At 69.8% G+C, this 24,249-nt stretch carries 16 protein-coding genes and 5 pseudogenes; 11 read left to right on the top strand and 10 right to left on the bottom strand.

Going from position 1 to position 24,249, the window contains the following annotated elements; genetic code table 11:
* The 3 genes from OHB09_RS32570 to OHB09_RS32560 all read left to right on the top strand — a co-directional run.
* Positions 1–445, top strand: a 445-nt coding sequence (locus tag OHB09_RS32570) for a hypothetical protein (RefSeq protein ID WP_328922971.1), incomplete at its 5' end; no start/stop codon positions are given.
* A 43-nt stretch (positions 446–488) separates the two neighbouring features.
* Complete coding sequence (locus OHB09_RS32565) at positions 489–3,152, top strand: DEAD/DEAH box helicase (RefSeq protein WP_328921378.1); 2,664 nt, start codon at positions 489–491, stop codon at positions 3,150–3,152.
* Between the two features lie 149 nt (positions 3,153–3,301).
* A complete protein-coding gene (locus tag OHB09_RS32560; protein WP_328921379.1) occupies positions 3,302–4,072 on the top strand; it encodes a transposase in 771 nt (256 codons plus the stop codon).
* Positions 4,073–4,185: 113 nt separating this feature from the next.
* Here the strand turns inward: OHB09_RS32560 and OHB09_RS32555 are convergent.
* A pseudogene (locus tag OHB09_RS32555) lies at positions 4,186–4,815 on the bottom strand (DUF4238 domain-containing protein); the annotation flags it as partial.
* A gap of 942 nt (positions 4,816–5,757) precedes the next feature.
* Here OHB09_RS32555 and OHB09_RS32550 point away from each other — a divergent pair.
* Positions 5,758–6,010: pseudogene (locus OHB09_RS32550) on the top strand (DUF6332 family protein).
* Between the two features lie 37 nt (positions 6,011–6,047).
* Positions 6,048–6,245: pseudogene (locus OHB09_RS32545) on the top strand (transposase); the annotation flags it as partial.
* A gap of 30 nt (positions 6,246–6,275) precedes the next feature.
* On the opposite strand, the gene OHB09_RS32540 reads toward OHB09_RS32545, so the two are convergent.
* Positions 6,276–7,496 carry an IS256 family transposase gene (locus OHB09_RS32540; RefSeq protein ID WP_328921381.1) on the bottom strand — a complete coding sequence of 407 codons (1,221 nt, stop codon included), beginning with the start codon at positions 7,494–7,496 and terminating at the stop codon, positions 6,276–6,278.
* 161 nt (positions 7,497–7,657) lie between these two features.
* Between OHB09_RS32540 and OHB09_RS32535 the strand changes: the two are divergent.
* Positions 7,658–8,271, top strand: a pseudogene (locus tag OHB09_RS32535) (IS5 family transposase); the annotation flags it as partial.
* Between the two features lie 38 nt (positions 8,272–8,309).
* On the opposite strand, the pseudogene OHB09_RS32530 reads toward OHB09_RS32535, so the two are convergent.
* Both OHB09_RS32530 and OHB09_RS32525 read right to left on the bottom strand, forming a co-directional pair.
* Positions 8,310–9,099, bottom strand: a pseudogene (locus OHB09_RS32530) (transposase).
* Positions 9,100–9,158: 59 nt separating this feature from the next.
* Positions 9,159–9,518 (bottom strand): hypothetical protein, encoded by a 360-nt coding sequence (locus OHB09_RS32525; protein WP_234525776.1) that lies wholly within the window; start codon positions 9,516–9,518, stop codon positions 9,159–9,161.
* A 435-nt stretch (positions 9,519–9,953) separates the two neighbouring features.
* Between OHB09_RS32525 and OHB09_RS32520 the strand changes: the two genes are divergently transcribed.
* Positions 9,954–10,247 (top strand): hypothetical protein, encoded by a 294-nt coding sequence (locus tag OHB09_RS32520; protein ID WP_328921382.1) that lies wholly within the window; start codon positions 9,954–9,956, stop codon positions 10,245–10,247.
* A 602-nt stretch (positions 10,248–10,849) separates the two neighbouring features.
* Here the strand turns inward: OHB09_RS32520 and OHB09_RS32515 are convergent.
* The 3 genes from OHB09_RS32515 to OHB09_RS32505 form a co-directional block, all read right to left on the bottom strand.
* A complete protein-coding gene (locus tag OHB09_RS32515) occupies positions 10,850–11,134 on the bottom strand; it encodes a hypothetical protein (RefSeq protein WP_167796130.1) in 285 nt (94 codons plus the stop codon).
* A gap of 1,210 nt (positions 11,135–12,344) precedes the next feature.
* Positions 12,345–13,466, bottom strand: coding sequence for a glycosyltransferase (locus OHB09_RS32510; protein ID WP_328921383.1), 1,122 nt, complete (start codon positions 13,464–13,466; stop codon positions 12,345–12,347).
* 338 nt (positions 13,467–13,804) lie between these two features.
* Positions 13,805–15,901 carry an ATP-binding protein gene (locus OHB09_RS32505; protein ID WP_328922970.1) on the bottom strand — a complete coding sequence of 699 codons (2,097 nt, stop codon included), beginning with the start codon at positions 15,899–15,901 and terminating at the stop codon, positions 13,805–13,807.
* A 127-nt stretch (positions 15,902–16,028) separates the two neighbouring features.
* On the opposite strand from OHB09_RS32505, the gene OHB09_RS32500 reads away from it, so the two are divergent.
* Positions 16,029–16,835 (top strand): nuclear transport factor 2 family protein, encoded by an 807-nt coding sequence (locus OHB09_RS32500; protein ID WP_328922969.1) that lies wholly within the window; start codon positions 16,029–16,031, stop codon positions 16,833–16,835.
* A 741-nt stretch (positions 16,836–17,576) separates the two neighbouring features.
* Here the strand turns inward: OHB09_RS32500 and OHB09_RS32495 are convergent.
* On the bottom strand, positions 17,577–18,023 hold the full coding sequence (locus OHB09_RS32495) for an Rrf2 family transcriptional regulator (protein ID WP_234525470.1): 447 nt from the start codon (positions 18,021–18,023) through the stop codon (positions 17,577–17,579).
* Positions 18,024–18,104: 81 nt separating this feature from the next.
* On the opposite strand from OHB09_RS32495, the gene OHB09_RS32490 reads away from it, so the two are divergent.
* Positions 18,105–18,962, top strand: coding sequence for an NAD(P)H-binding protein (locus OHB09_RS32490; protein ID WP_328923081.1), 858 nt, complete (start codon positions 18,105–18,107; stop codon positions 18,960–18,962).
* Positions 18,963–19,119: 157 nt separating this feature from the next.
* On the top strand, positions 19,120–19,917 hold the full coding sequence (locus OHB09_RS32485; RefSeq protein WP_006140301.1) for an MBL fold metallo-hydrolase: 798 nt from the start codon (positions 19,120–19,122) through the stop codon (positions 19,915–19,917).
* A gap of 73 nt (positions 19,918–19,990) precedes the next feature.
* Here the strand turns inward: OHB09_RS32485 and OHB09_RS32480 are convergent, their stop codons facing one another.
* Complete coding sequence (locus tag OHB09_RS32480; RefSeq protein WP_006140300.1) at positions 19,991–20,929, bottom strand: SDR family oxidoreductase; 939 nt, start codon at positions 20,927–20,929, stop codon at positions 19,991–19,993.
* Between the two features lie 282 nt (positions 20,930–21,211).
* Here OHB09_RS32480 and OHB09_RS32475 point away from each other — a divergent pair, with 282 nt between their 5' ends.
* The gene (locus OHB09_RS32475) at positions 21,212–22,054 is read left to right on the top strand and encodes a helix-turn-helix transcriptional regulator (RefSeq protein ID WP_006140299.1); all 843 of its coding nucleotides are present in this window, start codon (positions 21,212–21,214) and stop codon (positions 22,052–22,054) included.
* A gap of 57 nt (positions 22,055–22,111) precedes the next feature.
* On the opposite strand, the gene ligA is transcribed toward OHB09_RS32475, so the two are convergent.
* Positions 22,112–24,223, bottom strand: coding sequence for an NAD-dependent DNA ligase LigA (gene ligA / locus OHB09_RS32470; protein WP_252306921.1), 2,112 nt, complete (start codon positions 24,221–24,223; stop codon positions 22,112–22,114).
* Positions 24,224–24,249: the final 26 nt, after the last annotated feature.

Genomic DNA, 24,249 nt, shown 5'->3' with positions numbered 1-24,249 from the left:
GGCCGCTGTCCGTGAGCGGGAGACCGCACAGCGGTTGAGGGGGAACGGTTCCTTCTACACGTTCGAGATGGACCGGGAGCGGTTGGCTTTCATCTGGCTGGCCAAACATGCTGAGTGGCAGCGTGTCAGGGACTTGATGCGTGCGCTGGGTTGGGGTGTGTACCAGCCGGAGCAGGATGTTCAAGGCTCGATGTGGGCTCGTGAGCGTGAGGAACGGCTTGCTGGTGCGCTTGAGGCGCAGTCCTCCTCCGGGGAACAGGGACAGGAAGGAGCGGACGAGCTGCATACCGAGGTCTGGCTGTCCGCCGCTTCCAGCCGACTACTCCGGTCGGTGGCCTACCGGGCGGGGCTCCCTCCCTCTCAGGTTCTGGCCCAGCTCGCCGAGCGAATCGTGGTAGGCGAGGACGGTACGGTGTCCGTGCCGCCCTTCACACCGTCCCAGTGATTCCCGAAGCGAGTGAAAAAGAAGCCAGAGGAAGGGCTTGAGAATGCTGAGAATTCAGCTTCGGGAACACCAGGTGGTCCAGAAAACTGCTTTCCGTAAGTGGGTGAGATTCCCTGCAAGGACGTCTGTGCCCGCTCAGGGAGCACGGGGCACGATCGTGTCCGCGACCGGGTCGGGCAAGACGATCACGGCCGCCGCGTGCGCGCTGGAGTGCTTCCCCACCGGGCGGATCCTGGTGACCGTGCCGACCCTGGACCTGCTCGTGCAGACCACCCAGGCATGGCGCCGGGTGGGCCACCGGGCCTCCATGGTCGCGGTGTGCTCGCTGGAGAACGATCCAGTGCTCACCTCGCTGGGGGTACGCACCACCACCAACCCGATCCAGCTCGCCCTGTGGGCCGGGTCCGGACCGGTCATCGTGTTCGCCACGTACGCCTCCCTGGTGGACCGCGAGGACATCGACGCCCCCGAAGGCCAGCGGAAGGTCCGCGGGCCACTGGAGGCCGCCCTGACGGGCGGAGACCGGCTCTACGGCCAGCACATGGACGGCTTCGACCTCGCCGTCGTGGATGAGGCCCACGGAACCGCCGGTGATCTAGGTCGTCCGTGGGCGGCGATCCACGACAACGCCCGCATCCCCGCGGACTTCCGGCTCTACCTCACCGCCACCCCGCGCATCCTCGCCGCGGCCCGCCCGCAGAAGGGCACGGACGGCCACGAGGTGGAACTCGCGACCATGGCCGACGACCCCAACGGGACCTACGGCGCGTGGATCGCAGAACTCGGGCTCTCTGAGGCGATCGAGCGCGAGATCCTCGCCGGGTTCGAAATCGACGTGCTGGAGATCCGCGACCCCTCCCCCGTTCTCGGGGAGTCGGAGGAGGCCCGGCGCGGCCGGCGCCTGGCGCTACTGCAGACCGCGCTCCTGGAGCACGCCGCCGCTTGGAATCTGCGTACGGTCATGACGTTCCACCAGAAGGTCGAGGAAGCCGCCGCATTCGCGGAGAAGCTGCCCGAGACGGCAGCCGAGCTGTACATGAACGACGCCTCAGACGACGACCTGGCCGCTGCGGACAAGCTGCCGAAGTCCTCCATCGACGCGGAGTCCTACGAACTCCAGGCCGGCCGCCACGTACCCCCGGACCGCGTATGGTCAGCGTGGCTGTGCGGCGACCACCTCGTCACCGAGCGCCGCGAGGTCATCCGCCAGTTCGCCAACGGCATCGACACAGCCGGGCGGCGGGTGCACCGTGCGTTCCTCGCCAGCGTTCGCGTGCTCGGGGAAGGCGTCGACATCACCGGCGAACGGGGCGTGGAAGCCGTCTGCTTCGCCGACACCCGCGGCTCCCAGGTCGAGATCGTCCAGAACATCGGCCGCGCGCTGAGGCTCAACAGAGACGGCTCTACCAAGGTCGCCAGGATCATCGTGCCGGTGTTCCTGGAACCCGGCGAAGACCCGACCGACATGGTCGCCTCCGCGAGCTTCAAGCCGCTCGTGGCCGTGCTCCAGGGTCTGCGCAGCCACGATGAGCGCTTGGTCGAGCAGCTCGCCTCCCGCGCCCTCACCCACGGGCAGCGCAAGGTCCACCTCCGGCGTGACGAGGACGGGCGGATCGTCGGGGCCGGCGGCGAGGGCGACGGCGAGGACCAAGAGGACGACACGCAGGCCGCCGCCGAAGCGGCGCTACTGTACTTCTCCAGCCCGCGCGACGCCGCGACCATCGCGGCCTTCCTGCGCACCCGGGTCTACCGCCCGGAGTCGCTGGTGTGGCTCGAGGGCTACCAGGCCCTGCTCCGCTGGCGGAAGGAGAACCAGATCACCGGCCTCTACGCCGTCCCGTATGACGTTGAGGTCGAAGTCGGCGTCACCAAAGACTTTCCGCTTGGACGGTGGGTGCACCAGCAGAGGAAGGCGCTGCGGGCCGGTGAGCTGGAAGAGCGGCGCAAGAGACTGCTCGACTTGCCGGAAGCCGGGATGGTCTGGGAACCCGGTGAGGAAGCGTGGGAGGCCAAGCTCGCCGCCCTCCGGTCCTACCACCGGGCCACCGGGCACCTCGCCCCGCGTCAGGACGCCGTGTGGGGCGAAGGCGAGGCGATAGCGCCCATCGGGCAGTACATGGCCAACCTGCGCCGGAAGGGTGGTCTCGGGAAGGACCCGAAGCGCACGGCGGAGCGCGCGAAGCAGCTGGCCGCGATTGACCCGGACTGGAACTGCCCCTGGCCGCTCAACTGGCAGCGGCACTACCGCGTCCTCACCGACCTCGCCGCCGACGAACCCGCCGGCCGGCTCCCCGACATCGCACCCGGCGTCCTCCACGAAGGCGACGACATCGGCAAATGGCTCCAGCAGCAAACCCAGCCAGCCACCTGGAAGCTACTGTCGAGCGAGCAGCAGGAACGGCTGGCCCGGCTGGACATCAAGCCGCTGGAGGAGCCTTCCGCCCCGGCCTCCAAGCGTGCGGCGAAGGGCCAGGGCAAGGCGCAGCAGGCGTTCCAGCGCGGCCTCGCGGCCCTCACACAGTGGGTGGAAAGGGAAGGACAGCGGCCCGTGCCACGGAGTCACAGCGAACAGATCACGCTCGACGGCGAGACGAAACCGGTGCCTGTACGACTGGGCGTATGGCTTTCGAACGCGAAATCAAGGAGGGACCGGCTGGACGCCGACCAGCTGGCTGCGCTCGCGGAGCTGGGCATGGACTGGACGTGATACTGCGTGCAGGGGATTCGGCCAGTGCGGAAGTCCGTCTGACTGGCAGCGCCGGACTGATCATCTCCCTTAAATTACCGAGGGTAGGACGTAGTTGCACGTCTAAGGGCTGTCCCGTAACTGCTGGTCACGGGTGAGATGATCTTGTTGTGTCTGGTGTGATCACGGCGTCGGAGCCCTCCTGGATAGCCCCGTTCACCGGGCTGAGCCCGCGCCAGTTCGGCAAGCTGATCACCGCGCTCCGGCGTGAGGGTGCGGACCCGGTGCGCAAGGGCCGGCCTTGGAGCCTGCCGCTGGAGGACCGCGTGCTACTGGTTGCCGCGTACTGGCGGACGAACCTGACCCTGCGCCAACTGGCCCCGCTGTTCGGGGTGTCCAAGTCCGCGGCCGACCGCATCATCGACCACCTCGGGCCCGCGCTCGCGCTCCAGCAACGCAAGCGGTTCCGCAAAGACACCGTGCTGATCGTGGACGGCACCCTCGTTCCCACCCGCGACCACACCATCGCCGAGCAGTCCAAGAACTACCGGTACTCCACCAACCACCAGGTCGTCATCGACGCTGACACCCGGCTCGTCGTCGCGGTCGGCCGACCAGTCGCAGGCAACCGCAACGACTGCAAGGCGTGGGAGCTGTCCGGCGCGAAAGACGCCGTCGGCAAGACCACGGTCATCGCAGACGGCGGCTACCGCGGCACCGGCCTGGTCATCCCGCACCGCCGCGAGAAAGGCCAGACCGAACTCCCGGCCTGGAAGGAGGAGCACAACGCCTCCCACCGCAAAGTCCGTGCCCGCGTGGAGCACGCCTTCGCCCGGATGAAGGGCTGGAAGATCCTTCGCGACTGCCGACTGAAAGGCGACGGCGTCCACCACGCCATGCTCGGCATCGCCCGCCTGCACAACCTCACCCTCGCCGGGTGACGCAGAAACCACCAGGTCACCCCAGCACACCAAAGATCATTTACGGGACAGCCCTTAGGGCCGAAAGGCAACACGATCGCGGTGGAGTCGCCTATTGCGACAGGGAAGGTGGTCCTGGTTTCACTCTGCCGTATTGCCAGGGCCGGGGTGTCGCCCAATATGAACTCCCCAGCGGCGGGCACAAGGATCTCCAACCCCGCACTGCTGATCATCTCTTTCGCCTTGCCGAAGGTGAGCTCGATCCGCGCGCGGAAGTCCGCACCGTTCTCGAAGTTCGCCAGGTGCGGGCTCAAGATCTGGTCTGCCGCCGCGGCCAGGCCCTGCGGTCCGGAAAGGTGAAGCCCGCTGCGTTGCAGCACCGCGAGCCGCAGCAGGTCGGACTTATCTGTAAGCAGGGCGGTGCGGTGCTCGGAGTAGACTTTGGCGAAGGTGCGCTCGTGGATATTGCGGTAGTGCAGCGAGCGGACCAAGTGCAGGGCAATCAGCTCCTTCAGGGTCTGTACATGCTGCTCGTGCTGGAAGACATCGCCCCGTTCCACCGCGCGCGCGGCGTCAGGTATCTGCGTCTCGAGCTTGCCCCACACCTGTTCCAGGGAGGCGGAAGCGAAGCGTGCGAAGTGCTTGACCTTGCCGCACTCGCGCGGACTCGCCCTCTTGTGCAAACGGTCGGGGTGGTCAAGGTTGAAGGGCACGAGCTTGAGCCCGTGGCTGCCGGATGGAGTGGCGAAGCGCTTGAGTAGCACTTGAGAGACCACGTGCTGACCGACCACGTGACGATCGGCCTCAGGGCGGAGTTCCTCGATCCGGGCATCGATCTGCTGCGCCGCCACCAGCCACGGATTGGATGATCCCTCGTTCATCCGCCCAGTGTGGCAACCAGGTCCGACAAGCGAGACGAAATTTCCGTCTGCCCTGATCGCCTCATCCGACAGCCGTAGTCGGCAACCGCGCCACGCCAGGTTCGTCCTTGATCCGCGCTCAGCATCGGATCGCCCTTAACGGCTTCGCCCCAGGGTGCCTGAAGAATCGGAACCCGACCAGATTGGAAGAGGAGCCGTCACTGGTCCAACGCCTCGTCCTCGAAGGCAGACACCTCCTCGTATGGAGCCGGTTCTACTGGGCCCTTCCATGAACGTTTCCCGAACGGCGTCTCCGGGTTCCAGTTGAGCTCGTGCGCTCGCTCCTGCACCGCGGATCTACATCGGCCCCAGACGCCTGGAGGCCGGACTCGATGTCGTCTGCCTCAGCGTACGTGCCGAAGGGAGGTCTACGAAGCGTGAGTGGGACCCCTCCGTCGTCGCGCCGGCTGCGGTGGTCTGACTTACCACACCCACGAGTGAGTAACCTCGGGATGCCCCACCTGCCCGCCTGTCCTACCGCTACGAAGGTCACGACTCTTCGGACTTCGGAAGGACCCGCCCGTGCGCATCCTCGCCGCCTTCGCGGCCGCCGCTGCCGCTCTCGCTGCACTGATCACCCCGGCGCACGCCGACGGCCCGCTCGGGGCCAAGGGCGACACCCTGTCCATAGCTCGCCGACGCACTTGCCGCACTGCCCGCCGCGGGAGAGAACCGCGCCGGCTACCAGCGCAGCGCGTTTAAGAGGTCATCTCAATTGGTGAGGACGCTCGCCCGTCAGGTTGCAGTGCAGGCGTGAGGGCTTGACCGTGATGTGAGACTTTCGGCATGGACATGGGGCGTGAGTCGCGGTGGGAGAAGGACGCGATGACGGTGGAGATCGTCTTCGCTCTGGTGACTGCCGCCGTGCTGGCTGGGTTGGTTTTGCCGTCTCCTGGACTCTCGCCCTGACCCTTGACCTGTCGGGATCGGCAGAGAGACACGTACTCGCGGGGGTGCGCTGCTCGGAGCGGTGGCCGGAGCGTGGCGTCTTGTGCGGGTGCTGCTTCGGTTCGACAAGCAGCGCCGCTTGGGCCGCTGACCACGGATCTTCCTGTTGGGGTCGGTAGCCTCTCAACATGGGGATCGTTGAGCGCCTGGTGCCCGATGAGCTATGGGAGCTGTTCCAGCGGGTGGTTCCGGAGGCGCCGTCACGGCCGCAGGGAGGCGGCCGACGCCGACATGGCGACCGTGAGGTGCTGGCTGCGATCGTGTTCGTGGCAACCTCGGGCTGCACGTGGCAGCAGTTGCCGGCGGCGTCCTTCGGGCCCTCGGGCGGGTTATGTCCCTTGACGTGGTGTAGGGGATCAGTCGTTTGATGCGGCCGGTAGGACGATGTTGTCGTCGGGGTAGAGGGCGTCCATGCTCTCGTTGGAGAGGTAGCGGCGTGGGAAGGCGATCCATTCGTCGTGGAGTTCGGCGAGGACCGCAGTCGCGAGGCGGAGGACGGCGGGTGGGTTCGGGAAGACCTGGACGACGTCGGTGCGGCGTTTGATCTCCCGGTTCAGTCGTTCCAGCGGGTTGGTGGACTGGATTTTCTTCCAGTGCTGGTGGGGGAAGTCCGCGAACGCGGTCAGGTCCTCCTTCGCCTCCAGCAGCATCTCTCTGACCTTGGGGAACTGCCGTCCGAGCATGTCGGCGACCGTGTCGAGCTGGGTACGGACAGCGTCCGCGGTGGGCTGGGCGAAGACCGTGCGGATCGTCGCGGCGACCATCTCCGCCGAGCCTTTCGGGATCGCGGCGAAGACGTTGCGGACGAAGTGGACCCGGCACCTTTGCCAGGCGGCGCCCAGCATGACCTTGCGGATCGCTTTGACCAGGCCGCTGTGACTGTCGGAGATGACCAGGCGGACGCCACCCAGTCCGCGTTCGCGCAGGTGACGCAGGAACTGGGCCCAGAACGCTTCGGTCTCGCTGTCCCCGACCATGACACCGACGACCTCGCGTCCGCCGTCCTGCGTGACACCGGTGGCGATGACGACCGCCTGCGAGACGATGCGGTGGTCGACACGGGCCTTGACGTAGGTGGCGTCGAGGAACAGGTAGGGAAACCGGATGTGGTCCAGTGGCCGGGTCCGGAAAGCGTCGAGCTGTTCGTCCAGCTCGGCGCAGATCCGGGAGACCTCACTCTTCGATATCCCGGTGTCGGAGCCGAGGGCTTTGACCAGGTCATCGACCGAGCGGGTGGACACGCCGTGGACGTATGCCTCCATGATCACTGCATAGAGGGCCTGGTCGATGCGCCGCCGGCGCTCCAGGAGGCTCGGGAAGAAGCTCCCGGCCCGCAGTTTCGGGATCGCGAGTTCCAGGTCGCCGGCCTGTGTGGTCACCGTCTTCTCCCGGTGGCCGTTGCGCCAGGTGGTGCGGGTGTCGGTGTGTTCTCCCCACTCGGCGCCGATCTTTGTGGTGGCCTCGGCCTCGATCAGTTCCTGCAGCAGCCGTTCGGCGACCTCGCGGACGAGTTCAAGACCATCTGCCGAACGTAGTGACTCAAGCAGGCGAAGTAGGTCATGCTGGGACAAGGCCACCGTGCACCCCCTGGGGTCGAACTGCCCGTTCACTCCGGACAGTTGCACGGTGGCCTGCCAGTTGAGCAGGGAGCAGACACCGGCAGACGGTGCACCCGAGGGAGCAGAACCCGCGCACTCAACCGCGGAGATCCCCTACACCACACAGCGGGACGCCATCCTCGGGCGCGACGGCCCACCGCAGGTTCACTGAGTGGACGAAGGCCAGAGTCTGGGCCAAGCTGCACCGCCTGGTCCTCGACGAACTCGGTGTCCGTGGCGACCTGGACTGGTCGCGGTGTGCGATCGACTCGGTGAACATGCGGGCCCTGGAAAGGGGGACCTGACAGGTCCGAATCCTGTTGACCGAGGCAAGTTCGGCTCGAAGATCCACCTGATCACCGAGCGGACCGGTCTGCCCCTGTCCGTCGGCATCTCGGGTACCAACGTCCACGACAGCCAAGCCCTGATCCCGCTCGTGAAGGGCATACCCCCCATCCGGTCCCGCCGAGGCCCCCGCCGGCGCAAGCCTGCCAACCTCCACGCCGACAAGGGCTATGACTACCACCACCTGCGGCAATGGCTGTCACGGCGCGGCATCCAGCACCGCATTGCTCGCAGAGGCGTTGAAGCCTCACAGCGACTCGGGCGGCACCGTTGGACCATCGAACGCACCATGGCCTGGCTCGCCGGCTGCCGCCGACTCCACCGCCGCTACGAGCGCAAAGCCGAGCACTTCCTCGCCTTCACCAGCCTCGCTTGCACTCTCATCTGCTACCGCAGACTCCCCAAATGAGATGGCCTGTAAGGGCTGTCCCGTAAATGATCTTTGGATCACTTCGGGCGTGCTTGGCCGCCGCGTGTCCCGCGCTCGTCTATCCGGCGCCGAGCGAGGTTGTGCAGGCGGGCGATGCCGCGGATGGCGCGGTGGACTCCGTCGCCTTTGAGGCGGCAGTCGCGGAGGATCTTCCAGGTCTTCATGCGGGCGAAGGTGCGCTCGACGCGGGCCCGGACCTGCTTGTGTGACTTGTTGTGTGCTTGCTTCCAGTCCGGCAGTTCCTCGCCCCTGCGGCGGCGGTGAGGCATCACGAGGCCGGTGCCTGGGTAGCCGCCGTCGGCGATCGTCATGGTGTTGTCGACGGCGGCCTTGGCCCCGGACTCCTCCCAGGCTTTGCAGTCATTGCGGTTGCCGGGAAGCGGTCGGCCGACCACGACGACGAGCCGGGTATCGGCGTCGATGACGACCTGGTGGTTCGTGGAGTAGCGGTAATTTTTTGACTGCTGGGCGACGGCGTGGTCGCGCGTGGGCACCTGAGTGCCGTCCACGATGAGCACGGCGTCCTTGGCGAACCGCTTACGGGGCAGAAGCGCGAGCATGGGGCCGAGATGGTCGATCACACGGTCCGCTGCGGACTTCGACACTCCGAACAGCGGCGCGAGCTCGCGCATCGTCAAGTTGATAGGCCAGTAAGCCGCGACCAGCAGTGTCCGGTCCTCCAAGGACAGGCCCCACGGTCGGCCCTTGCGGACCGAGTCCGCACCGTCGCGCCGCAGCAGGGTCACCAGCTCCCCGAAGGCGCCCGGTGAACGGGGTTATCCAGGACGGCTCCGACGACGTGATCACACCAGCCCCCCTGGGATCATCGCACCGGCCCGGCGTGCCGCCACAGCATCCCCCTCGCCTCAGCGGAACTCGTGGACCACCTGGATCTCGCCGACGATGTGGGCGTTGAAGTCGTCCAGCTCCTCGGCCGGAACCCAGAGCTCGAGGATCGTCTGCCCGCCGGCCTGCTGGACGGGATACCGGCTCAAGAACTCCGACTCGACCTCAAAACGGGTGACGAAGCCTGCGCCGTCGTGCTTCACGTTCCAGTCCCGGGCGATCCTGATCGCGTAGTCCTCGTTCAGGACCGGGTAGAAGATCGGCTGCCCGGGCAGCCGGGGCGGCCACGCACGCCAGTTCAGGTCCCGAACCAGATCCAGCTCCTTGGGGCCGGTGGGGCGCCACAGGGTCGTCGTTGCTTGCTGGCTGGTCATGTGCATCGCTCTCTGAACGTGGGCCGCTGGCATGGCGGGGCGTCAGACCGGACGATAACGACACCGCGAACTCAGTAGCGACCCAGTTTCCGCAGCGTGGGCAGCTCCATGACCAGCAGTTACGGGACAGCCCTTAGTAGAGACGCATGACATCCAGATGAGAACCATTGGTGACGCCGAAATGAGAAGTCGCACCGGTCCTTGAGGACGAGGTTGTCCCCGCGGCTGACGGTCTGGAGCAGCTGCGCGCACACGGTCGCTTCAACGGCGAGGCCGGCCGGGCTGCCCAGGACAGGGAAGGCGGCGCGGACGCGGGCCGCGGTGTCCGGGCGGAGCAGCGAGTAGGGCTGCCGTACGGCGACGCGGCCGGTGTCGAGCGACCGACGCCTTGTCCAGCGTCCCGGCGAGGTCGCTCCACCAGGAGTCCGGCAACACGAGACCGTGCCAAAGGACCGGCTCGTCGGACAGGACCGGGTCGTCGACGCGGACCGGCAACTCCGCCCGGTAGGCGATGGTGTCGTCGACGGCGTCGTGGACCACCAGGAGAGCGGGCCGGTGGCCCTCGAGGTCGCCGAAGGCGTGCCGGGCCCGTCGATCTGCACGTCGATGCTTCCTTGGACGGCGCTCTCCCGGCCGCCGGCCTGGGTGACGGTGGAGCCTGCGGTGATCCCTCCGGAGGAGGTGAGAGTGAAGTCCGCCGTGCCGCCGGCGCCGCTGCCGACAACGACCTGGTGACCTACCGGACATCGGACCGGACGACAGCTACAAAACCACCGCCCTCACCGCGACCATGAACTGAACACCGCACGGCCGTCACACCACTTAGCCCCACAAAGATCCGCCAACGGCCGCAGCCCGACACCCGCCGCGACCACCGACACCCTCCACCAGCACGGCACGGCAGCAGGGGACGGCACAGCACAGCACGGCAGCAGGACAGGGTAGGGCACGGCAGCAGGGCAGGGCAGAGCGAACCGTTCCGGATCCGGCAGACACTCGATCACTTGGACAGAAGAACGATGGCGTGCGGGATTTCAGCGCCGTCTTGTGAAGCAGCCGTACTGGTGCAACTTGCAGATGACCACGGGGGCCAGAACCAGCCACAGGGCCAGGAACGCCCATTGCGCCCACGGAGGTCCGTCCGGCCTCGTGCTCTGGGCCGGCTGTACAGCGGCCGCACTCGGCCGAGCCATGCTCCTCCAGCGTCCTCTCCGTCGGTCAACACCACGATGGCGCACCACAGGTGTGAAAGGGGCCCCGCCTCGCGTTCCAAAGCGGTGGGACTCCCTGCTGCCTGGGAGCAGCAGGGAACTCCGCCGGCCCGCCGGGGGAACTGGTCAGCGTCTGCGCGGCCAGGTGCTGCCGATTCCCGCCACATGCAGCGCCAGTGCGGTCAGACCCAGCAGCATGACGTTCGTCGAGGAGAACACATCGTTGGTACTGAGGTCTGCCGCATTGATGAGGAACGAGATGAAGAACAGCACTGCCGCGACTATGCCGAGCATGACGAGTCCCTTTCGGTAGGAAGTGAAACCCGTATGCCCGGCCATCGGCGCTACAGGCCCCGACAGATCCGAAACCGTGTCCTGCTCCCGCAGAAGCCGGCCAGGCTGACGTGCCATCAGGCGTGAGCGTGGCGGGTGTTCGCAGCCTTGCGCGGGGCCGCATGATGCGCAGGCCGACGAGCAGCGGGAGCCCTCAGCGAGCGCAGCAACAGGCCCGCCGCGGCGAGAAGAGCGGTGAAGACCGCCAGGAGAAGGACGGACACCCACATCTGCCGGCTTCCCGGCGCCCGCCATCCGGCCCAAACGGTGGACCCCGCCCACAGCAGAACACCTGCGATGTAGAAGGAACGGACGCGGTGCAACTGCCGCACAGCCCGCAGAAACTGAATACCCTCGGTCTTCGGTGCCATGCGCAGCCGTGTACCCCGTCACACCAAAGAACACCACGTTCCCGTGAAGCTCACGCACGCACTCCCCACAGAAAGATCCCTGCCCCAGCCCCCTGTTGCAATGCAACATGCGGCATGCAACGTCGGCACCCCTTTTGGGCACACCCCAACCCCACACCCCACGGGAAGCAACGCGCATGGTGATACACAAGCGCCTCCCGCACCCGACACTGCCCACTTCAGCACAGCCACAAGCACCATCCGGAGCCGAGTCCTGCGTGGGTGGGTGCGGGTGGGGGAGTGTAATTATTGGTGGTTTTGTGGGTTTCGTTCGTGTTCGTGGGGTCGGTGTCCGTGTTGTGGTGGGTGTAGGGCCTGTCTGTGCTGGTCTGGGTGGTGTTCAAGGGCTCGCGATGCCTGGGCGGGCCTTTTGGGTGTGTTGATGTCTTCATGGCCCACCCGTGGCGTGTGCGCTAGGGGCACGAGCAGCGGTCCGGACCCGGTCGGTATGTCTGTACAGTCCCGTCGCGGTGACACCCACCACCACCGAACCAACCACCACCCCAACACCGAAGACCTGGCGACTTCTTCGCACGCTCCGGTGCTCGACCACCCGAATCACCTGCCGTGTCCCAGGCCATCCTCACCCTGTAACTGGCCAGCTCAGCGTGAGGATGGAAAAGGCTCATCGTCAGCGTGTCCGCACAACCGGGGTCGCCTCACCTGCGGCCGTCTCCGGCATCGACGACGCCATCGACCTGCCCCTGCCCGATCCCGACTTCACCGACCACATCACCGCCCTCACCTCCTCCTCCCTCCCCCCACACACACCGCCGGTCGCCGCGGCCCTCACACCGCTCCCCCACTGCCGCCCGAGAGGTCACACGCCGTCGATGATGTCGAGAACGGCATGCACTGGGTCTGCGGACCGGTACTCCTCACTCAGGTCCTTGCGCCCGGCGTCGGAACGCCGGCTCGTCAAGCACCCGCCGGACGGCCTGTCCGACCGCGGCGGTTCCCGGTCGTCCGGTGCGCAGGTCGACACCGACTCCGAAGTCCGCGACCCGGGCGGCCACGGCGGGCTTGTCCTCGCTGCCGCCCGCCACGACGAGCGGCACACCGTGGTGCAGGGCGAGCTGCACACCGCCGTATCCGCCATTGGTGACCACGACGTCGGCCAGTGGGAACAGCGCGTCGAACGGGAGGAACGACTCAACACGCGCGTTCGACGGCACGCGCAGCTCGCCGGCGACTATTTCGCGTCCGCCGAGCCCGGCCACGACGAGCACGCCCTCGTCGGCGAGCGCGTCGAGCGCCGGTTGGACGAGATCAGTCAGGTCGTGGTCGGCCACGGTGCCCTGCGCGAGCGCGACGACCCGGCGCTGCGACAGCTCGGGCCACCAGGAAGGCGGCTGCCATGCGGTGGGCGGCCCGGGCGGCAGCGCCCCGATCAGCCGCAGTGCCGGCGGCGCATCGATCCGGGGATACTCGAAGGACGGGACGGTGAGCTGAGCGAACACGCCAGGCAGCAGGATCTGTGCGTCGCTGATCACGGGCAGCATGGCCGTCGCGCCCAGCCCCGCCATGACGTACTGGGCGTGCGCGGTGGCGCCGGTCAGCTGGGCGGCGAGTTCCGCGTTGAACGCCGCAGCCGCTCCCCGCACGTCGAGCCCGGCGCGCGGGGGAGGAGGTCCCATCATGGTCAGTTCTGCCCCGCTGAGGGTCAGAGGGAAGATCCCGAGGCCGACGGTGCGCCGTGACCGGATCCCGGGAGCGCCCAGCAGCTGCGGCCACGTGCCGCAGAAGCCTGCCCCGTGGATGACGGCAGCGTCCGGCTGCTGTGCCAGCACCTGTTGCAGCACAGCATTCTGCGTTAATGCCATACCGGTCAACCAGCCGAACAAGGCCCCCAGGAAGACCCGACCCGGCGACAGCTCGTGCAGCCACGGCCGCAGCTCACCGACGCGGCGGTCACCGAAGCCGGCCGGCCCGGCCAGCGGGACGAACACCACCCCCACCGCGTCGGCCAGCCACACGAACCAGCTGCCACTGACGACCAAGACCCGTCATCCAGCCGCCACAAGGTGCCGGACAAGGCTCAGGACCGGCCGGACGCGACCAGTCAGCGGGCTCGCGGCAAACACAACGGGAGCAGCCGTCATAGGGGGCTTCCCCGGGGTCGACGGAGGCCCGCCCGCAGGCACGACCGACCCGATAAACCCGACCCTGACCCCCACACCCCGGAGAAACCACCAGACAACGACCAGACAACACCCGTACGGACAGACGACCCGGCTCAACCCCACCCAGAAACCGCCCCGACACACCAGACAAGCTCCCACAACCGCACACCAAGCCGATCGGAGCCCAAAACCGAACCCAAACCAACCACCCCCTCCTACCATTGCGCTGATGCCACGTCACCGAGGTCGGCGGCCACGGCTGCGGCCACACCCGCCAACTGTGTCCGCAGCCGCTCGTCCTGCCGGGGGGAGAGTTCGGCGGCGGCGGCGAGCATCACGGCGGCGTCGTCCAGGCGTCCCTCGCTGCGGGCGGCCTGCGCGCACTCCGCGAGGACCGCTGGGACCGAGAAGTCGCTGCCCAGCCTTCGCGCCGTGTCCGCGGCGGCCCGCCAGTGCCGCGCCGCCGCGGCCCGGTCGCCGCGCAACAGCGCACCGTCGCCGTGGCCGATCGGCACGTGCACGGCCGCCCACACGTCACGCTCCACATCAAGGCGCTTCTTCATCAGAACGTCTGCCCTGGCCAGCAGAGTCTGTGAGCCGTCGAGGTCCTCCAGACGCAGCGCCGCCGCCGACGCGAAGATCGCTGCTTCCACGGCCAGCGAGGCGTCGTCGGTCCGCTCGGCAAGGTGCATCGCCCGCTCCGCCGTGGTGAACAGATCCGCGGCCACGCGATGGGACCCGGCGCGCGCCACCAGCCAGCGGGCCCGCCCATGTTCGCTCAGGTCGTCCTCGTGCAGGCGGTTGGTCCAGGCGTGGGCTTCGTGAGTGTGCCCGGTCATCCACAGTGGCAGCCACACCGACCACAGCAGCTCGGCGGCGGCGTCGTACTGGCCGGTGTCAACGAGGTGGTCGAAACCGAGCCGCAGCACATGACGGTCGGTCTCGACCCGCTCGACCGCTGTCATGTCGCCGCGGCCCCGGATCCGCGCGCCGTGCTCGCGCCCCGTCCGCAGGGCCCATCGGGCCACGCCCCTGCGGACGTGTTCCCGGTCGGCCGGTTCCAGGGTCTCGACGGCGTGCCGGCGGACCGGCTCCAGCAGCCGGTACCGCGTGACCGGCCCCGTGTCGTCGGCGCGAGTCACCAGGAAGTGCTCGATCAGCTCGGCGAATGCCCCCACCGCATCCGCCGCGTCCGGCGCGGCGATCGCGTCGACGGTGGCGAGGGAGAAGCTGCCCGGGACCATGGCAAGCCGGGGGAGCAGCCGCTGTGCTGAGGGGCCGAGCATCCGGCAGCTCCACTCCACGGTGGCCGCCATGGAGCGTTGCCGCGCAGGCAGGTCCTGCGGGCCGGCCACAGGCAGTTCCGTGAGCGCGTCGATCCGCTCAAGCAGCGCCCGCGGCCCCAGCCGGGCCGCCGTGGCAGCCAGAAGCTCGATGGCCAGGGGCAGCCCGTCGGCCTGTCGACACAGCTGCGCGACGGCACTGTCGTCCGCCCTCCCCATGGGCGGTGCCCCGGCGGCGGCCAGCCGCTCTCCGAAGAGCCACTCCGCCGCGCTCGGACCGAGCGGAGCGATACGCACCTCACGTTCCCGGCGTAAGCGCAGCGGGACCCGGCTGGTGGCCAGGATCACCGTGTCGGGGGAGGCCGTGAGCAGCTCGGTCAGGTGGGGGCCGCAGGCCGTGACACGCTCCAGGTTGTCGAGCACGAGCAGGGCCGACATCCCCGCGAGATGCTCCGCGAGTCCAGTCCAGGTGTCGGCTGCACAGGCCACCGCGTGGGCCACGGTCGCGAGGGCGTCCTCGGATTCGGTGACGTCGGTGAGGTCGGCGAAGTACACGGCGCCCGGGCGCCCGGCGGCCATCGCATCAGCGGCTACGAGGGCGACGGTGGTCTTGCCCACCCCGCCCGGGCCGGTGAGCGTCACCAGCCGGCCCGGCGCGGTGCCCAGGGCGGCGACGATCTCCGCGACCTCGTCGTCACGCCCGACCACCTCGACGCTCGGCGGCGACGGCGTGCGCGGCGTCAGCTTGCGAGACGGCATTTCGAGCGCCGCGTCCCCGGCCCGCCCCAGAGCGGACAGCAGCGCCATGCGGTCGGCGTCGCGAAGCTGCAGCGCCGTGGCCAGAGCCCGCACGGTGTGCGGCTGGGGCCGGGTCCGTCGCCCGCGTTCCAGCGCGCTGACCGCGTCGACGGACACCTTGGCAGCGGTGGCCAGCTCCTGCTGGGTCAGCGACCTGGCCTCCCTGAAGTCCCGCAGGAGCGCCGCGAAGCTGATCGCCTTCTGTGCCGGTCCCGCTGAATCGTTCACCATGTCGATTATGCCCGCCGGGTCGGGACGGCTGTCCGGGCGGTGTCCCGGCAGTGTCCGGTTGTCCGGCGGCACCTCCGATACGCATGATCGACATGACAGGACGAACCACCGCTAGGAGATCCCCGCCATGCTCCCCCAGGCTCTTCAATCACTGCGCGACGCGATCAACTCCCACGTCCCGGAACGGATCGCCGCCTGCTTCACCGATGACTACGTCGCCGAACGACCGCTGCGACCGGCCGAAGGGTTCATCGGTTCCGGCGAGGTCGCCGCAAACTGGACGAAGATCCTGGCCGGGCTGCCCGACCTCCACGTCGAGATCCTGCGCCACGCCCAGAACGGCGACGAATCGTGGTCGGAGTGGGAGTACCGGGGCACCGCCCCGACCGGGGCGACGGTCCTGCTGCGGGGCCCGGTCATCCTCACCACACGCGACGGACGGATCGCCTGGGCCCGGTTCTACCCCGACCCGGTCACCATGGAGGGCCCGACCCGCACCACCGTCTCCCAGGTACTGAACGCACCGGCCGAACGGGTCTTCGCCGTCCTCCGCGACCCCCGCCGCCACCCCGAGCTCGACGCCACCGACCGACTCCGGCACGCCGAGACCTCCCAGCCGCTCGCCGCCGTCGGCGACACCTTCATCATGGTCGTGCACAGCGAGGAGCACGGCGACCACCGGATCGAGAACCGTGTCGTCGCCTTCACCGAGAACCACGTCATCGGCTGGGCCCCCGGGCAGCCCGGACGGCGCCCGCCCGGGCACCGCTTCACCTGGAACCTCACTCCGACCGACGACGGCCGCACCGAGGTGACCCTGACCTACGACTGGACAGCGGTCACACACCCGGCACACCTGGTGCGGCAGCCGGTCGTCGCCGCCGGTGAACTCGATGCATCGCTGACCCGCCTGGCCACTGTGCTGGCCCACTGATCTCTTCGAGGTGTTGTCGGAGAGGTGACGGGTGGTGATCCCTTCGGTAGGCCGGTGGTGTGCGGTACGCGCAGGGCGCCGAGCTGACCGCCGAGCGACGGCAGTTCCGGGAAGGGATCCGGTTCGAGGCCGGCGAGCGGCGTCACGTCCAGCAGATCGAAAGCGGCCGTCACCGTCCGGGACGGGAAATCCTTGCCACGGTCCACCCGTACCTTCTCGGGCACCCTGCCGAACGGGCGCGGGACCGTGGAGCGCAGCGCCGCGTGCACCGACTCCCGCGACGGGTCCCCCGGCGTGACCGCGACGCCGGTGACCGCGTTCGTCGCGCGGTCGGTGAACCAGGTGATCCACGGCCTGCGGGCCTTGCCCTCGACGTCGGCCGGCACCGGCGCCTGCATGTGGTCCGTCTCCCACACCTGGTTGCGCCGGCCCCGCGGCCGGGCCAGGAAAGCGTCATGCTCGCGCGCCGCCCACTCCCCTGCCGCCCACTCTCTCCCCCCCCCGGCAAGTCCGGCCCGCTCCCCCGGCGTCAGATCACGGCGGATCGCCCGGTGCAGCGTCGTCAGCGACGGTGCGTCTGCGGGCGGAGACTGCCTGGCAGCACGCAGGACCAGTCCGCGGTGGACCGCCCGCACGTTCCCCTTCCACAGCGCCAACGGTCCACGGACCTCGGGCGTGACCGTGAACCGTGCATCGACCCGGGAGCCTGCGCCGTCCCCGCCCGGGCCGGCGCGCGGGCGGTCAGGACTCGGAGGCCGACGGTCGTGTCTCCAGCGTGCCCGTCAGGACGTCGCGCACGGTGAAGTGCCGCAGTGTGGCCGTCACCGAGTCGGCGACGGCACGGTCGAGCGTGGTCAGGCTCTTCTGCACCTGGCGGCCGGTCGCGCAGGCGGGGTCCGGTCCGTGCAGACCGAGTACCGGATCGGTGCCCTGGAGCAGCGACCACACCTGTGCCAGTGGAATCCCCGCGGGGTCCCCCGCCAGTTCCCAGCCGCCGCGGACGCCGGGGCGCGAGCGCACCAGTCCCGCCTCGCGCAGCGGGCCGAGGACGCGGCGCACGTAGACGGCGTTGACGTTGGCACTGCTGGACAGTTCCTCGGAGCTGACCGGGTGGCCGTCGGTGACGCCCGCCAGGTAGGTCAGCACGTGCACGGCGACGGCGAACTGGGTGTTGGTGGAGCGGGCCATGGGCCCATCTTGTCATTTCGTAGCCGTCGTGGCTACGCTTACGGCAATTCGCAATCGCCATAGCTACAGTTAGGCAGAGTGATGATCGGTATCACGGGTGCTTCCGGATCCCTGGGGCGCGCCACCGCCGAAGCCGTGCTCCGTACGGTCGATCCCCGCCGGGTCGTGCTGACCACGCGCCGGCCGGAGGCGCTGGCCGACCTCGCGGAGCGTGGTGCCCACGTGCGGCCGGCGGACTTCGAGGACGTGCGCGGTCTGACCACCGCGTTCGAGGGCGTCGAGAAGCTGCTCCTGATCTCCACCGACCGGGTGGGCGCGCGTCTGGAGCAGCACCGTGCGGCCCTCGCCGGGGCGGCCGCGGCGGGGGTGACCCATGTCGTCTACACCTCCGTCCCCGAGCCCGTGCCCGGCAATCCCGCCTCGGTGGTCCCCGACCACGCCGGCACGGAGCGGTCGCTGCGCGAGAGCGGGCTGCGGTGGACGATGCTGCGCAATCACCTCTACGCGCACCTCCAGGCCTCCGCGATCGCGGGGGCACTCGTCTCCGGCCGTCTCGTCACCAATCACGGCACGGGTGCGGCGGCGTACGTCACGCGGGAGGACTGCGCGGCGGCCGCGGCGGCGGTGCTGACCCAGGAAGGTCACGAGGACCGGGTGTACGACATCTCGGGGCCGGAGGCCGTCAGCGCCGAGGACCTGCTGGCCCTGGCCCGGGAGCTCGGCGGCCACGAGGTCGAGCTCGTCGCCGTCGACGACGAGACGTTCGCCGAGGGGCTGCGGGCCGCCGGTCTCCCGGAGGCCGCGGTGCGGTTGGTCACCTCGTTCGGCGCCTCGACGCGTGAGGGGTATCTCGCCGCTGTCAGCAGCGCGGTCACCGATCTGACGGGCCGCCGGCCGACGCCCCTCGCGGAGGCGGTACGCGCGGCACTCCCCCGGTGAGGGCCGCCGCGACGTCCGTGTCGGCGGCGCCTCCGCCGTCCCGGCCGTCGGTGCCCCCGCTTGTGCACCCTCCGTACCGGCCGGCTCCGGTACGCCCTTCCTCTTCCTTCCCTTCCACCGCATCGAGGCGGCCACGGCCGCACCGGAGAGGTTCGTCATGAGCACCCACACCCCGACCGACACCCTTCGTCTGCGCCGCCTGGGGTGGGCGGGAGTCGAGATCCGGCTGGGCGAAACCCGGCTGCTGATCGACCCGCTGGAGAACGTCGAGCCGCTGGAGCCCGCCCTGGGCAGGCCCAAGCGGCCCCTCCCGCCCGTGGACGTACCCGCGGGAACCCACACCCTGCTCACCCATCTCCACCCCGACCACTACGACCGCGAACTGGTCACGCGCCTCGCCGCCTCCGGGACCGTCGGCTGTCACGCTCCCCTCGCACCGGCGCTGGCGGAGGACGGCATCGAGGCCGTGCCGCAGGAGCGGGGGCGGCCCCGCCGCATCGGCCCGCTGACGGTGACGCCGGTCGCCTCCCTGGACTGGCGGGGCAGTGAGGCGGACCAGGTCGCCTGGGTGGTGGAGGGCGCCGGGGCCCGCGTCATCCACTGCGGGGACACCATGTGGCACGGCGACTGGTGGAGCATCGCCCGCGAACACGGCCCCTTCGACCTGGCGTTCCTGCCCGTCAACGGGGTCATCGCCAAGTTCGAGGGCTACGAGGCCGACGTGCCCGTCACCCTGACGCCCGAGCAGGCCGTCGAGGCCGGCGCGATCCTCGGCGCCTCCGCCCTCTGCGCCATCCACTACGAACTGTTCGACAACCCGCCCACCTACGTCGAACAGCGGGACATCGCCGGGCGGTTCGTCCGCGCCGCCGCGCGGCGCGGCCTCACCGCCCACCTGCCGGGTGACGGCGAGGCGGTCCCCCTGGTCACGCGCGGGGGCGGGAAGGCCGTCTGACCCCGCCGCCGTCGACCTTCGGGACGCCGTGCCGCGCAGGCGGTGGCGGCCCGGACACCGGTCGCCGCCGCGCTCACGCGCAGCGGACTCCGGTCAGTTCCTCGGAACGGGCCCAGACCCGCTCGGCCTCGTCCGTGCTGTGCAGTCGGCTGTACAGCTTCTGCCGCACGGGCGGGCCGCCGAGGTGGCCGGGCCCGCCGGGACCGTAGAACGCCCCGCCCTCGGCCTCGGGCGAGGTGGCGGCGTACAGGGCGGGAAGCTGCGCCGTGCGGACCGTGCCGAGGAGGATGCCGCGGGCGGACAGGGCACGGATGACGCGCACGCCCACCGTGTCCTTGGCACGGCCCAGTTCGGGGCGGGCGGCGAGGAGGCTGGTGGGGGCGATGCCCGGGTGGGACAGGTTGCTGGTGATGCCCCAGCCGCCGGCCGCGCTGCGGCGGTCGAGTTCCAGGCCGAACAGCCCGGCGGCGATCTTGGACTGGCTGTAGGCGCGCCCGCCGCTGTACGAGCGTTCCCAGTTGAGGTCCTCCCAGTTGATCGCGTACTGGTTGGCCGCGACGCTGATCTGCGTCGTCACGCGGGCCCGGCCGGCTCGGAGCAGTGGCAGCAGACGGGCGACGAGGGCGAAGTGACCGAGGTGGTTGGTGCCGAACTGCAGCTCGAATCCGTCCTCGGTCGTCTGCCGCTCGGGTGGGGTCATGACGCCGGCGTTGTTGACGAGCAGATGGATCGGGCGGTCCTCCGCCAGCAGGGTCTCGCCCAGTGCCGTGACGGACTTGAGCGAGGACAGCTCGAGTGTGCGCAGCGACACGTCCGCGTCGGGGACCTCCGTGCGGATCGCGGCCAGTGCCGCCTCGCCCTTGCGGGGATTGCGGACCGGCAGGAGCACCTCGGCTCCGGCGGCCGCGAGGCGGGTGGCGAGGACGAGTCCGATGCCGTCGCTCGCGCCGGTGACGACGGCGCGCCTGCCCGACAGGTCGGGGACGGTGATGTCGATGTCGGTACGTGGCATGAGTGGGCTCCTTCGTGGTGTGCGGTGAGACCACCGTGACGCAGTCCGCCGGCCGGGTGCAGGGCCTGCCTAGCCACTGATCGCGGGGCCGTGGACACGGGGGACTTACCTCGCGTTTCGCCGTGGCAAGCGGGGTGAGGGGGTGAGGCCGGTGCGGTGCGGGGACGACCGGGCGCGTCATGGGCCCGGCGCCGCTCCCAGAGGGGGATCGACGATCCGTGGTGGGCCGCCGTGACCACTGGTGGGAGGCGGTAGAAAAGGAGGCGTCACGGAGGAGGGAACATGACGATCGACCGGGCCGGACTGGCCGCGTTCCTGCGGCACCGGCGGGAGTCGCTGCAGCCCGAGGACGTGGGGCTGCCCCGTGGGCAGCGCCGCAGGACGAGTGGTCTGCGGCGCGAGGAGGTCGCGGCGCTCTGCCACATGTCGACCGACTACTACGCCCGGCTGGAGCGCGAGCGCGGCCCGCAGCCCTCCCCGCAGATGGCCGCCTCGATCGCGCAGGGGCTGCATCTGTCCCTGGAGGAGCGCGACCATCTGTTCCGTCTCATCGGGCTCGGTCCGCCCGTGCGCGGCGCGGCCGGGGACCACGTCGGCCCCGGTCTGCTGCGCATCCTCGACCGTCTCGCCGACACCCCCGCCGAGATCGTCGGCGAACTCGGGGAGACCCTGCGCCAGACCCCGCTCGGTGTGGCCCTCACCGGTGACACCACACGGTTCACCGGTCCCGAGCGCAGCATGGGCTATCGCTGGTTCGCCCGGCCCGAGACCCGCACCCTGTACGCGCCGGAGGACCACGCCCATCTCTCCCGCATGTTCACGTCCGGGCTGCGGGAGGTCGCGACGTTGCGGGGTCCGGACTCGCGGGCGGCGCACTACGCCGGGCTGCTGCTGGAGCGCAGCGAGGAGTTCCGCGCACTGTGGGACACCCACGAGGTGGGTGTCGGCCCTCAGCAGGTCAAGCGGTTCCTCCACCCGGAGGTCGGGCTCCTGGAGCTGAACTGCCAGTCCCTCCTGGACACCGAGCAGTCGCACCGGCTGCTCGTCTACACGGCCGCCCCCGGCTCGGAGAGTTACGAGAAACTCCGTCTGCTGTCCGTCATCGGCACCCAGACGGTCGGCTGAGCCCCTGGGTACGGGGGCGCGGAGGCGGAGGCGGGGGCGGTGGTCTCGTAGTGGCCCTCAGTCGAGGTGGTCGGCGAGGAGGGCGGCGAACTCCTCCGGGGTGGCCAGGCGGATCCCGAGGCTCTCGGCCTTGGCCCGCTTCGAGCCCGCGCCCTCCCCGGCGACGACGAGAGTCGTCTTCCTGGAGACGCTGGAGGAGGAACGGCCGCCGGCCTGCTCGACGAGTTCGTTCATCCGGTTGCGGCTCAGTTTCTCCAGGCGGCCGGTCATCGCGCCGGTGACGACCACGGTCATCCCGGCCAGTGGCCCGCCCGGGCTCTCCTCGGCGGCCTCCGCGCCTCCCCGCGTGTCCTCGGCCTGCTCGCCGGTGGTGGGCTCCTCGGGGGCGGGCGGGGTGGCGCCGGGTTCGGTCATGTTGACGCCGGCGGCGACGAGTCTGTCGATGAGGGGCGCCAGTTCGGCCAGTTCGGCGACGATCGAGGGGGCCTTCTCGGTGCCGATGCCCTCGACCCGGCGCATGGCCTCCGCGTCCGCGGCGCGGATGTGGTCCATGGTCGCGAAGTGCCGGGCGATGCGGCGGGACATGGACCGGCCGGTGCCGCGGATGCCGAGGGCGCACAGCACCCGCGCCAGCGGCCTGCCCTTGGCCGTCTCCAGGGCGGCGAGGAGGTTGTCGGTGCTGGTCTCGCCCATCCGCTCCAGACCGAGGAGCTGCTCCCTGGTGAGGCTGAACAGGTCGGCGAGGTCGGTCACGAGGCCGGCGTCGACGAGCTGGACGACGCGGGTGTGGCCGAGGCCCTCGATGTCGAGCTGGTCGCGGCCCGCCGCGTAGGACAGGGCGGCCACCAGGTGGCAGTTGCGGCCGTTCTCGCAGCGCCAGCGCTGCTCGCCGGTGTCGATTCCTGCCCCGCAGCGCGGGCAGACGGCGGGGAAGACGATGGGCTGCTCCTCGCCGGTGCGCAGATGGGCGACGGGGGCTTCGACGCGTGGGATGACGTCGCCGGCCCGGTGGACCATGACCCGGTCGCCCAGCCGCAGGTCGCGGCGGGTGATGTCGGCGGGGTTGTGCAGGGTGGCGTAGGTGATGGTGGCGCCGTCGATCTCGACCGGCTCCAGTACGGCGCGCGGGGCGATGATGCCGGTGCGGCCGACGTTCCACTCCACTTCGAGCAGCCGGGTGATCTTCTCGACGGCCGGCAGCTTGTAGGCGATGGCCCAGCGCGGGGCGCGTGAGCCCGAGCCCGCCGCGCGCTGGTCGGCGGCGAGGTCGGCCTTGATGACGATGCCGTCGATGCCGAAGGGCAGCTCGGCGCGCAGGGCGGCGATCTCCCGCACCCGGTCCAGCACCTCCGTGACGGTGCCGGCGGTGCTGCCGGGCACCGCGGTGGTGGCGGTCGTGTTGATCCCGTACGCGGCGGCCCGCGCCATCAGTTCGCTGTGCGCCTCGTCGGCGAGCCGGGTGGCGAGTGCCGTGTCGGTCCCGGGCAGGGGCAGCAGGCCGTAGCCGAAGAACGTCATGGGCACGGTGTAGGCGCGCTCCCGTGCGCGCAGGCTGCCCGCCGAGGCGCCGCGGGGGTTGGCGAAGGGCTGCCCACCGTGTGCGGTGCGCACCTCGTTGGCGTGTTCGAACTGGGCGGTCGTCATCAGGACCTCGCCGCGCACCTCCACGGTGACCGGTTCGGCCAGTTCGACGGGCAGTCCCTCGATGGTGCCGATGGCGTGCGAGACGTCCTCCCCGGCCGTCCCGTCCCCGCGGGTGATGAGCCGTTCCAGCCGGCCCTTCGTGTAGCGGGCGGCGACGGCGAGCCCGTCCAGCTTGGGTTCGACGCTGAACCGCTCGACCTCGTGGCCCGCGCGGCGGGCGAGGGAGGCGGTCCAGGCGGTGAACTCCTCCGGCGAGAACACGTTGTCCAGGCTCAGCATCGCCACCGTGTGCGGGACGTCGCCCTCCACGGCCCCGCCGGCGACCTTTCCCGTCGGGGAGCCGGGCAGCACCTGCTCGGGATGGTCCGCCTCCCAGGCGGCGATGCCCCGCACCAGCCGGTCGTAGGCCTCGTCGTCCAGTGCGGAGGTCCCGTCCGCGTAGTAGGCGGCCGAGGCCGTCACCGCGTCCTCGACGGCCTGCGCGTAGGCGGCGGCATCCATGATCACTGCTGCGGGAGTAGTCATGCCGGTCATCCTGCCTGCCGCCACTG

Source organism: Streptomyces griseoaurantiacus, from assembly GCF_036189845.1.
Taxonomy (GTDB): Bacteria; Actinomycetota; Actinomycetes; order Streptomycetales; family Streptomycetaceae; genus Streptomyces; species Streptomyces griseoaurantiacus.
This window is presented reverse-complemented; position numbering and strand designations above follow the sequence as displayed.